Below are 14,539 nucleotides of genomic sequence, written 5' to 3'. Positions count from 1 at the left end.
CCGCTCGCGACGTCGGCCGGCACGGCCCAGGCGGCACCCCACGGTGTCCACCCGGCGACGTCGGCGACCCGCTGCAGCTCGGCACTGGCGGGGTCGAGCCAGTCGCCGCGCAGCAGCAGCGACGCCACCGGCAACCCGAGGACGACGATGACCAGGGCGGCGAGCCAGCCGGCGTCCCGCGACCGGTGCGGACCGACGAAGGTCGCACCCACGGCACTGCCGACACGGAGCAGCAGGGCACACGTCACCGTGCCGAGCAGCGCGGCGACGACGGCGAGCACCGCGGTGCCCCCGCTCCGCGACCAGGCGCCGACCTGACCGACCGCGACGACCGCGACGGCGAGCACCGGGACGCCGACGAGCCCGGCGACACCGAGCCCGACGGCGAGCCGGCGGCGGTCGATGCCGTACACGGCGAACCGCCGCGGGTCGAACTGGTCGGTGCGGCCCACGACGAGCGGCACCAGGGTGAGTGCGAGGGACACGAACGTGCCGACGGGGACGGCGACGGAGCGAGCGACCTCGACGGGTGCCGACCGCAGCGCGAGGAGCTCCCCCGCGACCACGACGGCGGCGACCAGACCGAGCAGGGACCCGAGCACGACGAGGACCGACCGCCGGGCTCCGCCGCGGACCTCGCCCGCGAGCAGGTCGACCCTCAGTCGGAGAAGCTGTGCAACCATTCCATGCTCTCTGCCACGACGCGGCCGCCCGCGAGTTCGACGAACTTGTCCTCGAGGCTCTTGCGCCCGCGGACCTGGGCCATCGTGCCGGAGGCGAGGACCTTGCCGCCGACGATGATCGCGACCGAGTCGCAGGTGCGCTGGACGAGCTCCATGGAGTGACTGGAGAGCACCACGGTCCCGCCACCGCGGGTGTAGCGCCGCAGGATGTCCGTGATGGTCGCCGCGCTCACGGGGTCGACCGACTCGAACGGTTCGTCGAGCACGAGCACGCGCGGCGAGTGGATCAGGGTCGCGGCGAGCGCGATCTTCTTCGCCATGCCGACGGAGTAGTCGGCGACCTGGCGTCCGAGCGCCTCGCCCAGGCCGAACGCCTCGGCCAGGTCGGCGCTGCGCTTCCGGGCCGTCGCGCCGTCGAGGCCGCGGAGGGTCGCCGAGTAGTGCAGCAGCTGCGCGCCGGTGAGCCGGTCGAACAGGCGGAGGCGGTCGGGCAGTACGCCCAGTGCACGCTTCGCCGCCGTCGGGTCCGACCAGACGTCGTGGTCGAGGACGGTGACGGTGCCCGCGTCGGGACGGAGGAGACCGGTGACCATCGACAGCGTCGTGGTCTTGCCGGCACCGTTCGGGCCGACGACACCGAAGATCGAACCCTGTCGGATCTCGAGGTCGACCTCGTCGGCGGCGAGCGTCTGGCCGTACCGCTTGACGAGGCCGCTCGCGCGGAGCACGACGGGCTGCTGCGCCTGCGCAGTCTGCGTCGCGGCGGCGGTGGCGGTCGGCTGGCGCTCGGGAGCCCGCTTCTTCTTCGTCGTGGTCTTCGGGGCCGTAGTGGTCGACGTCGGGTCCACGTCGACAGCCGACCCGGTGGCCGCCCCGCCGTCCGTGGTCGTGTCACCGTCGGTGACGCCGGGGCCGTCGGTCGTCGGCGTCGTCGACGCAGCGGACGTGCCCGGGCCGGAGGGGCGCGAGGCGCGACCCTTCCCCTTCGTCCGGCCCCTGCCCTGACCCTTGACCTGGCGCGGAGCGCGGTCCGTCGTCGCGGACGTCGGCGCGGCCGTCGTGGTCGCGTCGTCGGTCATCTCGTCATCATCGGAGGCGTCGTCGCGCGCATCCCCGTCCCCCGTGTCGTCGTCGGCCGCGTCACCGTGCGGTTCGTCCGCCTCGGCCAGCCAGGCGGCGTCGGACGTCGCGTACACGTCGTCGTCATCAGCTGCAGCCACCGCCCCACCGTACCAACGCGTCGGACGCCGCAGACCCCGACCGTCGGCGCGTCCGTGCGGGCTCCGGTACCGGATCGGTCACAGGGTCACGAATTGAGTACGAAGCGCGCACGGGTGTACCCCGGAGCGCGCTCGTTCCGTATCATTCACCAGGGCACGACGGAGTGTTCACCACATGGAAACCTGCTCGGACGGGCTCCCGTGGCCGCTCGTCCCCCGCACGAAGGTGCAGAAGGCGCACGCTCACGGCGAACTCAGACCTGGTGCGAGCACACTCGACGAGGCCCGCCCGTGCCCCACGCGGCGCGCGGGCGGACACCAGAAGGGACCAGCATGACCACGCAGATCGTCATCCTCGCAGCGGGGATGGGCAGCCGGCTCGGCCGCAGCCTGCCGAAGCCGCTGACCGAACTCAGCGACGGCCGCACCATCATGCAGCAGCAGTTCGACAACATCCGCGCCGCGTTCGGCTCGAGCGCCCGCGTCACGATCGTCGTCGGCTACAAGTCCGAGTACATCGTCGAGGCGTTCCCCGAGGCGAACTTCGTCTACAACGAGTCCTACGACTCCACCAACACCTCGAAGAGCCTGCTGCGCGCGCTGAAGGCCACCGGCAAGAGCGGCGTGCTCTGGATGAACGGCGACGTCGTCTTCGACCCGCGCGCTCTCGTCCGCGCCGCCGACATGATGGACCAGGACCGCTCGTTCGTCAGCGTCAACACCGAGAAGGTCTCCGACGAGGAGGTCAAGTACACCGTCGACGCCCAGGGCTGCATCAAGGAGCTCTCGAAGCGGGTCGTGGGCGGCCTCGGCGAGGCCGTCGGCATCAACTACGTCTCCTCGCGTGACAAGCAGGCGCTCATCCGCCAGCTCGGGCGCGTCGACGACCAGGAGTACTTCGAGGGCGGCATCGAGGCTGCCATCGCCGAGGACGGGCTACGCTGGTCACCGATCGACATCTCCGACCTCTACGCGGTCGAGATCGACTTCGCCGAGGACCTCGAGCGCGCGAACGACCTGTTCGCCTGAACCACCGTCAGGACCCCCTCGGCGGATCCGCCCGGAGGGAAACCGTGACCACAGCGAGTGCGCCGACCGTACCCGCGACGACCGCATCGGCGGCGACGCGGAGTGCCGGTCGGCGCTACCGCCAGGCACTCTGGCTGCTCACCGTCCGCGACCTCCGGGTGCGCTACTCGACGTCGGCCCTCGGGTACCTGTGGTCGATCCTCGACCCCCTGGTGATGTCGGCGATCTACTGGTTCGTCTTCACCCAGGTGTTCCACCGCGGTTCGGTGGGCGAGGAACCGTACATCGTCTTCCTCCTGTCGGCGTTGCTGCCCTGGATGTGGTTCACCGGAGCGGTGTCGGACTCCACGCGCGCCTTCACGAAGGAGGCGAAGCTGATCCGGTCGACGACGATCCCGCGGAGCATCTGGGTCGCCCGGGTGAACGCGTCGAAGGGGATCGAGTTCCTGCTCAGCCTGCCGGTGCTCGCGATCTTCGCGATCGCCACCGGCGCTCACCTGCACTGGGAACTGGCGCTGTACCCCCTGGCCATCGTGCTGCAGGGGGCGCTGGTCTACGGCCTCGGCCTCATCGTCGCGCCGCTGGTGGTCTTCTTCCGTGACCTCGAACGGGCCGTGAAGCTCGTGCTGCGCTTCCTCTTCTACGCGTCCCCGATCATCTACGGGACGCAGGCGCTCCCCGATCGGCTGCACGACATCGCCGCGCTGAACCCGCTCAGCGGCATCTTCGGCCTCTACCGTTCCGCGTTCTTCCCCGGTCAGCTCGACTGGGTCGAGGTCGGCGTGTCGGTGCTCGTCACGGCTGTCGTGCTCGGCGTCGGCCTGGTCGTGTTCCGCCGGAGCGAGCACCGTGTCCTGAAGGAGCTGTGATGACCGCCACCGACTCCACTGCTCCGTCCACGACCGTGGCGCCCGTCATCTCCGTGCGCGACGCGGGCATCCGGTTCAAGCGCAACCGCCGGGCGAGCCGGAGCTTCAAGGACCTGTTCGCCGGGAGCAACCGGCGCAAGCGCGCGGACGAGTTCTGGGCGCTCCGGAACGTGTCCTTCGACGTGCGGCCGGGCGAAGCGATCGGCGTCGTCGGTCGCAACGGACAGGGCAAGTCCACGCTGCTCAAGCTCGTCGCCCAGGTCATGCTGCCGGACGAGGGCCGCGTCCGCGTGAACGCCGGGGTCGCCCCGCTCATCGAGATCACCGGTGGCTTCGTCGGTGACCTGACGGTCCGGGACAACGTGTACCTGACGGCCGGGCTGCACGGGATGTCGCGAGCGGAGATCCGCGACGCGTTCGACGAGATCATCGACTTCGCCGAGATCGGCGACTTCGTCGACACGCCCTACAAGCACCTGTCGAGCGGCATGAAGGTGCGCATCGCGTTCGCCGTGATCTCGCGGTTGGACGAACCGGTGATCCTGGTCGACGAGGTGTTGGCCGTGGGCGACAAGGGCTTCCGCGAGAAGTGCTACAAGCGCATCGAGGAGCTGCTCGCCGGCGGTCGGACGCTCTTCTTCGTCTCGCACAGCGATAAGGACCTGCGCCGGTTCTGCGACCGCGGGCTCTACCTCGACAAGGGTCGGCTGCAGCTCGACGACACGATCGAGGCAGCGCTGGATCGGTACGCGGCGGACCACGGGGCCTGAGCCCCTCCTCCACACCGAGGGCCCGCCTTCCCCTCCTCCACAGGCAGGCGCCCCGGAGGCCTCCCCCGGAGCCCCGACGTCGGCCCCTCCCCCTACCGTGACCGGCATGCACCACCCACCCACGGCCTACGCAGTCCCGTTCACCGTCGACCGATCCGGAGCACCACGTCGCTACGACCTGGTGAACACCGGGCCCGAGCCACTGCACGCGATCTCCTTCACCCACCTCGGCAGCGGCTTCTGTCCGCCGCTGGCGGTGAACCGTCTCGACCCGGGGCGGTCCCTGTCGATCGCGGTGTTCGGCGCGGATCCGGAGCAGACCGGCATCGTGGTCGTCCGGTGGCGTCGCCCCGACCGGTCGGAGTACCTCTGGCGGATGTCCCTGGTCGGCGACCGCCTGGTCGGGCTCGCGTCGTGACGACGTCCGCCGGGTCAGACCTCGCCGCGCTCCTCGGCGACCTCGTGCCAGCGCGCCACGAGTCGGTCCACCGCCGCGTGCAGTCGACGCGTCGCGACGCCCGGCGTCGTGTCGCCGAAGTACCGCTCGACCCAGTGCCGGAGCTTCGCGAGCTCCTCGGCATCGTTCGCCGCGGCGTCCACCCTCGCGACCACGTCGGCGGCGTCCTCGGCCAGCAGCCAGTTCGCGTCGCCGAGGTACCCGCGCTCGTCCACGTCGGCGTCGGGTGCTGCCGGGCGCGTCACGATGAGGGGCTTGCCGACGGCCAGCCGGTCGTAGATCATCGCGCTGATGTCGGTCACGGCGACGTCGGCGTCCGCCAGCTGCCACCCGAGCTGCGGGCCGTCGTCGTACACGTGGTGCGCGGACGGATCGGCGGCGTTCGCGCTGGCGATCGCCGCGACGATGCGCTCGTGGGCGGCCCGGTAGTCCGGGTCGACGACACCGCTGCGCGGGTGCGGCCGGTACACCAGCCGGTGGCGACCCGAGGCGAGCAGGCGCTCGGCGAGCTCCACCCCGTGCGACACGATCGAGCCGTAGGCAGCGGCCGCGCGGTCCCCCTCCCACGTGGGCGCGTACAGCACGACGGTGCGGTCGTCGTGCGGGTACGGCACGGCGCCGGCGAAGTGGTCGGCCTGCGGACGGCCGATCGCGATCGTGCTCCGGTCGACGTCGTAGTCCCACAGCGCGGAACGCAGGCGGTCTCGTGCGGCGTCCCCCGCGATCAGGGCGTAGTCGTACGCCTTGAACTGGTTCGTGGTCATGTACATCTTGTCGCTCTCGCCGTGGTTGACGAAGACGTGCCACATGCGTCCGTACCGCATCATCTGGAAGTTGCGGGCGTTCTGGTTGACGTACAGGACGATCTTCGGCGCCTGATCCTCGACGAACTGCTCGAGGTCGACCACCTGCCGTGCGTACACCGCAGGGACGGGCGACTCGTCGAGCAGCGTCGTCATCGTCCCGGGGCTGCGCGAGATGATCGCGACGGGGTGCTCGCGGGCGAGTTCCGCCAGCGGCGCGTACCACTGGCGGATCTGGTACATGTTCACCGGGCCGTCGGCGAAGTAGACCGCGACCTCGATCGACCGCGGCGGCAACTGCGGAGCACCGGGCAGACGACGGTCGAGTTCCCGTCGGTTCCGACGCGAACGCAGCAGGCGGCGGGCGAGGCGGATCGCGGTCCGGACGTCCTTGGTGATCGGCATGGTGGTCCTCAGGCTACGGGCGGTTGCTGTGCGGGGTGCTCGACGGCGCGGTCAGCGGAGGGGACGACCCCGACTGCTGCGACACCGAGCGCTGCGAGACCGACGGGGCTCCGGAGCCCCTGGTCGGACGTGGTGGCGGGCTCAGACGACCGGCGGGCGGCCGGCGAGCGTCATCCGGGCGATCGTCAGCCATCCCATCGGCCGCGACGGACCGCAGTCCGCCGTCCAGCCCTCACGGAGACCGGCGAACCAGGTCCGCAGTCGCAGCGGGTGCCGCCACCAGCGGGCGACCTGGATCGCGGCCCACGACCCGACGTACAGCGGTCGCAGCGCCAGCGGCAGGTTGCGTCGGGCCAGGAACACGCGGTTCCGCGCGTTCAGGCGGATGTACTCGGCGTGCCGGGCGGGGTCGATCGCCGGGTGGTGCGCGACCAGGTCGCCGGCGTACCACGCGCGTCGACCGGCATCCCAGACGCGCCACGCGAGCTCGATGCCCTCGTGCGCGTAGAAGTACGGCGCTCCCCAACCGCCGACGGCACGGTAGACGTCCATCGGCAGGAGCACGGCGCCCTCCCACACCGAGAACACCGGCGACGAGTCCGTCGCCGAACCCTTGCGGATCCGCGGCACCCAGCGTCGGGGGTTAACGGACCCCGTCGGGTCGACCACCCGCGGTTGCACGAGCCCGACCGAGGGGTCGCGGTCGAGCAGCGCCACGGCGTCGCGCAGGAAGGTCGGCGACGGGATCGACGCGTCGTCGTCGAGGAAGAACACGTGGTCGCCGTCGACCACCTCCGCACCGGCGTTGCGGCCGGCCGGGATCCCGACGTTCTCCGGTAGGGCGAGCGCACGGACACCGTCGGGCAGGCCGGCCGGCTCCCAGCCGTTGCCGACGCAGACGACGTCGAGCTCGACGTCCTGCTGCGCGAGCACGCTCGCCAACCCCTGACGGAGATCGTCCGGCCGGGTGCCCTGGGACAGGCTCACCACGGCGATGCGCGGGCGCTGCCGGTGCGGCGGCGCGTTCCGTCTCGCAGTGCCCGGTGTCACGGCCGGCTGCTGGCCCAGCGTCGGTTCCGGTGTCGACCCGGTCATGCACGGACCCGCTTCGACGCCATGATGGCGACGAAGTGACCGGCGGTCGCCAGGACCGCGAGCGGCAACAGCGCACCGACCAGGATCCGGTCCGCCAGCGGATGACCGACCACGAGCCCGAGCAGCGCGAACACGAACGCCAGGATCGAGAGCTCGACGGAGTGGTACAGACGGTGGAAGGGCAGGAAACGCGCCGCGCGGCGGAGCGTCGCCAGCCGTCGACCGGAGGGCGCGGTGCCGGCGTCGCGACGGTCGACGAGCTTCTCGAGGCCCGCGTTCGCCCGAGCGACGTGGACCATGTCGTTGAGCGCCTTGTTGAGCACGATCACCAGGCCGAGCGCGCACCCGATCGTCGTCCACATCCAGTCCGCGCCGTGGATCGGCCAGGTCGCGGCCCGGACCCCGAGGGCGATCGGGATGAGCCCCTCGGTCGTGTAGTGCCCGACCTTGTCGAGGAAGACCCCGGCCGGCGACCTGGTACCCCGCCACCGAGCCACCTCGCCGTCGCAGCAGTCCACGAGCATCTGCAGCTGACCGAGCACGAGGGCGAGCAACGCACCCCAGATGCCGGGGATCAGCAGTGCCGCGGCGACGCTCCACCCGACCAGGATCATCAGACCGGTCACCTGGTTCGCCGACACCCGGGTCTTCAGCAGCAGCCAGGTCAGGTACGGCGAGACGTCGCGCAGGTAGAGCGACGCGGTCCAGTGCTCGGCGTTCGCGCGCGAGCGGACCTCGTCGGGTTGGGCGACCGCGCGGAGTTCGGCGATGGAGCTCGGTCGGGCCGCGCCGCGGCCGGAGGTGTCGTGGGTCAAGGGGTCAGGTCACCGTCCCGTGTGCGTGGTCAGCTCGGAGGTCCTGGTCAGGAACCCGATGATGAAGCCGATGCCCCAGCCGACGTGGATGCACGGCAGGACGACGATCAGCCACAGCGTGGTGGCCGGCCCGGAGCGCCGTGCCACGGCGACGGCGCCGACCACGACGAAGAGCAGGTAGACCGCGGGGACGACGAAGCCGAGCGCCGCCCAGGCCACCGGCGACCCGAGCGCGGCGCCGACGATGCCGACGATGCCCGCGACGATCCCGAGCGCCATCGCGGCGACCATGGCCGGCGGGACGAAGTACCGCAGGCCGTTGTTCGCAGGGAACCGGCGAGCGAGTTCGCCGCGCCACAGTCCGGTCGCGACGAACTGCCGGACGAGGCGTCGCAGGCTCGGCCGCGGGCGGTAGGTGACGACGAGTTCCGGGGTGAACCACACCGTGCCACCGGTCTGCCGCAGCCGGCGGTTGAGCTCCCAGTCCTGGCCGCGCTTGATGCCCTCGTCGAAGAGCCCGACCTCGAAGAGCCGGTCGCGTCGGAACACCCCGAGGTACGCGGTCTCGGCCGGTCCGGCCTTGCCGCCGACGTGGTGCGGGGTCCCGCCGAGGCCGACGCGGCTGCCGTACGCGTGCGCGACGGCACGCTCGAACGGCGTGCGACCCTCGGCGCGCATGATGCCACCGACGTTGTCCGCCCCCGACTCGAGCAGCACCCGCACGGCGATCCGCGTGTAGTCGGCGGGCAGCACCGAGTGGGCGTCCACCCGGATGACGATCGGGTGCACCGACGCGCGGATCGCGACGTTCAGCCCGGCAGGTGTGGACCCGACAGGGTTCTCGATGGCCCGGACACGAGGATCGGCAGCGCTCATCTCGGCCACGAGTTCGTTCGTCCCGTCGATCGACGGTCCGAGCGCGAGGATCACCTCGAACGGACCCTCGTAGTCCTGCTCCAGCAGGCTCCCGACCGCGGCACGGACCTCGGTGACCTCGTTGAGCACCGGCATCACGTACGAGACCCCCGGCAGGGGCTGTCCGTCTGTCTGCATGCGGTCCTCGGGGTCGTGGCTGACGCGCGGAGCGCACCGAGAGCCGGCACCGCCCCGGAGAGCAGCCATGAGCCTATCAAGCGGCAGGAGCGCCCACCTGCGTCCCGAGCGGACCGCGCAACACCGGTGGTCGGCGGGCGACCACCGGACGACGGACGGGAGGCGCGGTGCCAGCCGGCACCGCGCCTCCCGTCCGTCGCTCGTCGCGTCAGCTCTTGTAGGTCCCGAGCGTGACGTCGGCTTCGCGTGTCTGACCGTCGCGGACGTACGTGATCGTCGTCTTCGCACCGCCGGCGAAGAAGCGGACCTGCGCGGTCAGGTCGGTGGCGTCCGCCACCGATGCCGAGCCGATCTTCGTGACGACGTCGCCCTTCTGCAGACCGGCGTCAGCCGCCGCTCCGCCGGACGACACCGACTTGATCAGCGCGCCCATCTGGGTGGCCTTCGCGTCCTCGGACGCGTCGCCGACCGTGGCGCCGAGCAGGCCGTGCGTCGCGGAGCCGTTCTCACGGATCTCGTTCGCGACACGCTCGACCAGGTTCGACGGGATGGCGAAGCCGACACCGATGCTGCCGGACTGCGCATCCGACGACTGCGAGCTGCCCGCACTCGCGATGGCGACGTTGATGCCGATCAGCTTGCCCTTCGAGTCGAGCAGGGCGCCGCCCGAGTTGCCGGGGTTGATCGACGCGTCGGTCTGGATGACCGGCAGCGAGACCGTCGTCTTGGTGGAGGACCCACCGTTGCCCGGGAACTCGAAGGGGCTGTCGCTGTTGCCGCCCTCGTTCGAGTCGCCGCCCTGGCTGGGGGCGCTCGAGGCGACCTGGATGCTGCGGTTGAGCGTCGAGACGATGCCGTCGGTGACGGTGTTCGACAGCCCGAGCGGCGCACCGATCGCGACCGCGGTGTCACCGACGTTGAGGTCGGACGAGTTCGCGAACGAGATCGGCTTGGTGCCGGTCGCGTCGATCTTGATCACCGCGAGGTCCACCGTCGGGTCCGTGCCGACGAGCTTCGCCGGGTAGATCCTGCCGTCGGACGTCGTCACCGTGATGGTGCCGTTCGCGCTGTCGCCGTCGAGGGTCACCACGTGGGTGTTCGTGACGATGTAGCCGTCCTTCGTGAAGAAGACGCCGGAGCCGGTGCCGCCCGCGGAGCCCGACGACACGTTGATGGTCACGACCGAGGGCGTGGCCTGGGCAGCGACGGCGGTGACGACGGTGGCGTTGTTGTAGTCGTTGACCGTGAGGTTGCCGCCGCTCTGCGACGAGCCCGAGCCGATGACGGTCGTGCCCGACTGGGAGGCTCCCGCGGCCCAGCCTGCACCACCGCCGACCAGGCCGGCGAGCACCAGCCCGGCGACGATCGGCAGGACCAGCTTGTTGCGGCCGTTCTTCCCGTTCGTGCTCGTGGCGGTCCCGGTCGGTGCACCCGCGGCAGCGCCGCCGAAGTAGTGGCCGTTGCGCTGGTTCGAGCCGTCGACGTCGCCGAAGGCGCTGGCGGACGAGGGCGCCTGGGCGGAGCCGGGGTACGAGGCGCTCTGGGGGGTGCCGTACTGCGAACCGTACTGCGACGTGCCCTGCGCGTACTCGCCGTAGCGCGGGCGGTCGTACTGCCCCTGGCCGGAGCGGTCCTGATCGGTGCCGTACTGCGCCTGACCGTAGGGGGCCTGGCCGTACTGGCTCTGGCTCTGGCTCTGGCTCTGGCTCTGGCTCTGGCTCTGGCTCTGGCCGTACTGGGTCTGCCCGTACGGGCCCTGGTCCTGGCCGTGCTGACCCTGGTCGTACTGGGTCTGGCTCTGGCCGTACTGGGTCTGCCCGTACGGGCCCTGGCTCTGGCCGTACTGGGTCTGCCCGTACTGGCCCCGGTCCTGGCCGAACTGGGTCTGTCCGTACTGGCCCTGGTCCCGGCCGTACTGGTCCTGGCCGTACTGACCCTGGCCGTACGCGCCTGTCGCGGTCTGGTCGTGGTGCGCGTTGTCGGAGCCGTAGGGGCTGGACTGCTGCGCGGCCCCGCTGCCGTCGCGCTCGACGGTCGGGTACGGCGCGGTGTAGCGGTCCGTCGCGTTGTCGCCCCCCGTCGGGATGACGTCGGTCTCACCAGCACGGGCGTGGTCGAACACGTCGGTGTGGTCGTGGTCCGCGTGGCGGTCGGCGGGGAGTCCGGAGACGTCCTGCGTCGACGCGCCCTCGCCGGAGGTGTCGCGCGTGGCGTCCTCGGCAGCGGCCCGGTGGTCGGTGTCCTCGGGGCGGTTGTCATCGCCCTGGCCGTGTGGCGTGGTGTCGGTCATGCTGGACGTGCTCCTTTCAAGCTCCTGCAGTCTTCCGCGTCCACCTGAGCGGTGCTCCTGCTGGGGCTGCAAGCGACCTATGGCGATCTTATGCGTGGGCTGTGGGCGTCCTCCCGGTCTCGCGACGAGACACGACGTGCCGGGGCGAGGCCACTGATCCGTCCTACTAGGTTGGAGTGCTCCAGGGCGTCGATCCGCGCCCGGCGCACCGGAGGGACCCACCATGCACCGCACCGGACCCTGGCTCCGAGCCGCGGAAGGGGCGATGCTGCTCGGCCCCGACGGCGTGCCCGCACCGACCGTGTTCGCCGAGATGAGTGCACTCGCCGCTGCCACCGGGGCGATCAACCTCGGCCAGGGCTTCCCCGACCAGGACGGCCCGGCCGAGGTGCTCGACGCCGCAGTCGACGCGATCCGCCGAGGGGTCAACCAGTACCCGCCCGGACGCGGGGCGCCGGAGCTCCGCGAGGCGATCGCCGAGCACCAGGCGCACTGGTACGGCCTGCGAGTCGACGCGGATCGCGAGGTCCTCGTCACGGCAGGCGCGACCGAGGCCCTCGCCGCCACGCTGCTCGCGTTCGTCGAACCCGGCGACGAGGTGATCACCTTCGAGCCCTTCTACGACGCCTACGGGGCGCTGATCCGCCTCGCCGGGGGCACGCACGTGACGGTGCCCCTGACTGCTCCGGACTTCCTGCCGGACGAGGACACCCTGCGCGCCGCGTTCTCCGACCGCACGCGGATCGTGCTCGTGAACACCCCGCACAACCCCACCGGGCGGGTGCTCCCCCGCGAGGTCCTGGCAACGGTGCTCGAGCTCGCAGAGCGCCACGACGCCCTCGTCGTCACGGACGAGGTCTACGAGCACCTCACCTTCGGCACCCCGCACGTCCCCGTCGCGACCCTGCCCGGCGCGGCAGACCGGACGATCACGATCTCGAGCGCTGGCAAGACCTTCAGCACCACCGGCTGGAAGGTCGGCTGGCTCACGGCCGCTCCCGCGCTCGTCGAGGCCGTCGTCTCGGTCAAGCAGTACCTGACGTTCGTGAACGGTGCTCCGTTCCAGCCCGCGGTCGCGGTCGGACTCCGTCTGCCGGACGCGGTCTTCCACGGCATCGCGAGCGAGCTCTCCGAGAAGCACGACCTGCTCGCGGCCGGACTCCGTTCCGCCGGCTTCGAGGTCATGCAACCGGACGGCGGCTACTTCGTCCTCGCGGACACCGCACCGCTGGGGTACGACGACGCCCGCGAGTTCTGCCTCCGCCTGCCGGAGCTCGCCGGCGTGGTGGGTGTCCCGGTCTCGGCGTTCGTCCGGCCGGAGCGGGCCGCGGGCTACCGGTCGCTCGTGCGGTTCGCCTTCTGCAAGCGGCGTGACGTGCTGTCCGAGGCCGCCACGCGACTCGCCGCGCTCGCCCCGCCGCGCTGACCCCGGTCCCTGCCCACGCACACCTGCCCACTCTTCGGCGCGCGCTGCCCAGCCTCGCCGTCGCGCCGAGCGGGCCTTCCCTGCACGCTGCCGAGCTGAGCCCCGCCGCTTCCGCCCGCTCGACACGTGCACGCATCGAGCTTCGCGCAGCCCACGCCGGAGCCCGGGCTGGTCGTCGCCGAGCAACCGGCCGCAGCCGCTGCCGCCAGCGGGCCTTCCCTGCACGCTTCGGAGCTGAGCGCCGCCGCTTCCGCCCGCTCGGCGTGACCCGAGGCCTGAGGCCTGAGGCCTGAGGCCTGAGCCCGAGCCCGAGCCTCGCTGTCGCTCACCGCCGTCACGCCGAGCGGGCCTTCCCGGAACGCTTAGGAGCTGAGCGCCGCCGCTTCCGCCCGCTCGACACGTGCACGCGTCGACCCTCGCGCAGCCCACGCCGGAGCCCGGGCTGGTCGTCGCCGAGCAACCGGCCGCAGCCGCTGCCGCGAGCGGGCGGGCGGAACCGGCGATGCGTCCCGCACACGGCGGTCCGGTTCCGCCCGCTCGTGGAGACGGACGAGCGCCCGAGGGACGTCGACGGGGACGTCGACGCCGACGCCGACGCCGGCGCCGACGAGCGAGGAACAGGCGCCGTTCGAACGCGCGAGGCGCCTCAACGCGGGTGCACGTCGAAGCGACGGAGTGCGAGCGACGGGTTGACCGCTCGGACCTCCTCGGTGACGGCGGTGTCGATCGTCGCGACGATGGCCCCCACCCTCGCTCCGGCAGCGGCGACCGCGACCCCCGACGGGTCGATCACCACGGAGTCGCCGATGCCGGTCGGCCCGGTCTGACCGACGCCGACGACCCAGACCGTGTTCTCGATCGCACGGGCGGTCAGCAGCGTGCGCCAGTGGTGTTCCTTCCCGGGCCCGCGCACCCACTCGGCCGGCAGGACCACCACGTCCGCTGCGCCGACCTCCGGTGCTGCCAGTCGTCTGGTGACCTCGGGGAAGCGCAGGTCGTAGCAGGTCTCGAGCCCGACACGGAGGCCGCCGAGCTCGAAGACGGGCAGCTGGTCGGCGTCGCCGGACTCGATGCGGTCGGACTCCTTCGAGCCGAACGCGTCGTACAGGTGCACCTTCCGGTACGTCGCGGCGATCGACCCGTCCGGCAGCACGGCGACGAGAGTGTTCCGGAACCGCCCGCTCGTGTCTGCGGTCTCGGCGATGCCGACCACCAGCGCGAGCGAGTGCTGTCGCGCGATCTCCTGCAGTCCGCTGACGAAGGGCCCGTCGAGCGGCTCGGCTGCGGCGACGAAGCGCTCGTCGAGCTCGGCGCTGAAGTACGAGGTGTACTCGGGCGTCACGAGCAGGTCGGCGCCGCGCTCCGCGGCCTCCTCGGCGGCGGTCCGGACGGTCCGGAGGTTCGCGACGGAGTCGTCGGTGGGAGCGAACTGCGCGGCAGCGACGGTCAGGGTAGCCATGGGGCGAGCGTAGCCGCGTGCGTTTCCCGAACACGACGAAGGCCCCGGTCCGATCGGACCGGGGCCTTCTTGTGACGCTTGGTTGCGGGGGCAGGATTTGAACCTACGACCTCTGGGTTATGAGCCCAGCGAGCTACCGAACTGCTCCACCCCGCGGCACGTTGA

12 protein-coding genes, 1 tRNA gene and 1 pseudogene are annotated in these 14,539 nt (G+C 71.5%); 5 read left to right on the top strand and 9 right to left on the bottom strand.

The window, feature by feature from the left end; all coding sequences use genetic code 11:
• A pseudogene (locus D8M35_RS08125) lies at positions 1–683 on the bottom strand (ABC transporter permease); the annotation flags it as partial.
• Positions 659–1,903, bottom strand: a complete 1,245-nt coding sequence (locus tag D8M35_RS08120; protein ID WP_238638148.1) for an ABC transporter ATP-binding protein — start codon at positions 1,901–1,903, stop codon at positions 659–661. The pseudogene D8M35_RS08125 and the gene D8M35_RS08120, both read right to left, overlap by 25 nt.
• Before the next feature lie 333 nt (positions 1,904–2,236).
• On the opposite strand from D8M35_RS08120, the gene D8M35_RS08115 reads away from it, so the two are divergent.
• The 4 genes from D8M35_RS08115 to D8M35_RS08100 all read left to right on the top strand — a co-directional run bounded on the left by D8M35_RS08115 (position 2,237) and on the right by D8M35_RS08100 (position 4,989).
• Complete coding sequence (locus D8M35_RS08115; protein ID WP_058728890.1) at positions 2,237–2,932, top strand: NTP transferase domain-containing protein; 696 nt, start codon at positions 2,237–2,239, stop codon at positions 2,930–2,932.
• Between the two features lie 44 nt (positions 2,933–2,976).
• Positions 2,977–3,801, top strand: a complete 825-nt coding sequence (locus tag D8M35_RS08110; protein WP_126891397.1) for an ABC transporter permease — start codon at positions 2,977–2,979, stop codon at positions 3,799–3,801.
• The gene (locus D8M35_RS08105; RefSeq protein ID WP_126891396.1) at positions 3,801–4,571 is read left to right on the top strand and encodes an ABC transporter ATP-binding protein; all 771 of its coding nucleotides are present in this window, start codon (positions 3,801–3,803) and stop codon (positions 4,569–4,571) included. The genes D8M35_RS08110 and D8M35_RS08105 overlap by 1 nt, the downstream gene beginning before the upstream one ends.
• Positions 4,572–4,677: 106 nt before the next feature.
• Complete coding sequence (locus tag D8M35_RS08100) at positions 4,678–4,989, top strand: hypothetical protein (RefSeq protein WP_126891395.1); 312 nt, start codon at positions 4,678–4,680, stop codon at positions 4,987–4,989.
• A gap of 14 nt (positions 4,990–5,003) precedes the next feature.
• Here D8M35_RS08100 and D8M35_RS08095 read toward each other — a convergent pair whose 3' ends face one another.
• The 5 genes from D8M35_RS08095 to D8M35_RS08075 all read right to left on the bottom strand — a co-directional run bounded on the left by D8M35_RS08095 (position 5,004) and on the right by D8M35_RS08075 (position 11,489).
• Complete coding sequence (locus tag D8M35_RS08095) at positions 5,004–6,236, bottom strand: CDP-glycerol glycerophosphotransferase family protein (RefSeq protein WP_126891394.1); 1,233 nt, start codon at positions 6,234–6,236, stop codon at positions 5,004–5,006.
• Between the two features lie 141 nt (positions 6,237–6,377).
• Positions 6,378–7,331 carry a glycosyltransferase family 2 protein gene (locus D8M35_RS08090; RefSeq protein ID WP_126891393.1) on the bottom strand — a complete coding sequence of 318 codons (954 nt, stop codon included), beginning with the start codon at positions 7,329–7,331 and terminating at the stop codon, positions 6,378–6,380.
• On the bottom strand, positions 7,328–8,146 hold the full coding sequence (locus D8M35_RS08085; protein ID WP_126891392.1) for a CDP-alcohol phosphatidyltransferase family protein: 819 nt from the start codon (positions 8,144–8,146) through the stop codon (positions 7,328–7,330). The genes D8M35_RS08090 and D8M35_RS08085 overlap by 4 nt, the downstream gene beginning before the upstream one ends.
• Positions 8,147–8,155: 9 nt before the next feature.
• A complete protein-coding gene (locus D8M35_RS08080; RefSeq protein ID WP_126891391.1) occupies positions 8,156–9,199 on the bottom strand; it encodes a glycosyltransferase family 2 protein in 1,044 nt (347 codons plus the stop codon).
• A 208-nt stretch (positions 9,200–9,407) separates the two neighbouring features.
• The gene (locus D8M35_RS08075; RefSeq protein ID WP_126891390.1) at positions 9,408–11,489 is read right to left on the bottom strand and encodes a S1C family serine protease; all 2,082 of its coding nucleotides are present in this window, start codon (positions 11,487–11,489) and stop codon (positions 9,408–9,410) included.
• Positions 11,490–11,712: 223 nt separating this feature from the next.
• Between D8M35_RS08075 and D8M35_RS08070 the strand changes: the two genes are divergently transcribed.
• On the top strand, positions 11,713–12,915 hold the full coding sequence (locus tag D8M35_RS08070) for an aminotransferase class I/II-fold pyridoxal phosphate-dependent enzyme (protein ID WP_126891389.1): 1,203 nt from the start codon (positions 11,713–11,715) through the stop codon (positions 12,913–12,915).
• 646 nt (positions 12,916–13,561) lie between these two features.
• Here D8M35_RS08070 and D8M35_RS08065 read toward each other — a convergent pair.
• Both D8M35_RS08065 and D8M35_RS08060 read right to left on the bottom strand, forming a co-directional pair.
• Positions 13,562–14,374 (bottom strand): carbon-nitrogen hydrolase family protein, encoded by an 813-nt coding sequence (locus D8M35_RS08065; protein WP_126891388.1) that lies wholly within the window; start codon positions 14,372–14,374, stop codon positions 13,562–13,564.
• Between the two features lie 79 nt (positions 14,375–14,453).
• A tRNA-Met gene (locus tag D8M35_RS08060) sits at positions 14,454–14,530 on the bottom strand.
• Positions 14,531–14,539 lie beyond the last annotated feature (9 nt).

The sequence above is a fragment of the Curtobacterium sp. HSID17257 genome, from assembly GCF_003989515.1.
GTDB lineage: Bacteria > Actinomycetota > Actinomycetes > Actinomycetales > Microbacteriaceae > Curtobacterium.
Note: the sequence above shows the minus strand (reverse complement) of the source record. Positions and strands in the feature narration are given on the sequence as shown.

What these genes read in the sequence shown, in the direction of transcription:
- D8M35_RS08070 (WP_126891389.1), top strand. Translation starts at nt 11,713, where the DNA reads ATGCACCGCACCGGACCCTGGCTCCGAGCCGCGGAAGGGGCGATGCTG.
- D8M35_RS08095 (WP_126891394.1), bottom strand. Translation starts at nt 6,236, where the DNA reads ATGCCGATCACCAAGGACGTCCGGACCGCGATCCGCCTCGCCCGCCGC.
- D8M35_RS08075 (WP_126891390.1), bottom strand. Translation starts at nt 11,489, where the DNA reads ATGACCGACACCACGCCACACGGCCAGGGCGATGACAACCGCCCCGAG.
- D8M35_RS08105 (WP_126891396.1), top strand. Translation starts at nt 3,801, where the DNA reads ATGACCGCCACCGACTCCACTGCTCCGTCCACGACCGTGGCGCCCGTC.
- D8M35_RS08065 (WP_126891388.1), bottom strand. Translation starts at nt 14,374, where the DNA reads ATGGCTACCCTGACCGTCGCTGCCGCGCAGTTCGCTCCCACCGACGAC.
- D8M35_RS08090 (WP_126891393.1), bottom strand. Translation starts at nt 7,331, where the DNA reads ATGACCGGGTCGACACCGGAACCGACGCTGGGCCAGCAGCCGGCCGTG.
- D8M35_RS08080 (WP_126891391.1), bottom strand. Translation starts at nt 9,199, where the DNA reads ATGCAGACAGACGGACAGCCCCTGCCGGGGGTCTCGTACGTGATGCCG.
- D8M35_RS08115 (WP_058728890.1), top strand. Translation starts at nt 2,237, where the DNA reads ATGACCACGCAGATCGTCATCCTCGCAGCGGGGATGGGCAGCCGGCTC.
- D8M35_RS08100 (WP_126891395.1), top strand. Translation starts at nt 4,678, where the DNA reads ATGCACCACCCACCCACGGCCTACGCAGTCCCGTTCACCGTCGACCGA.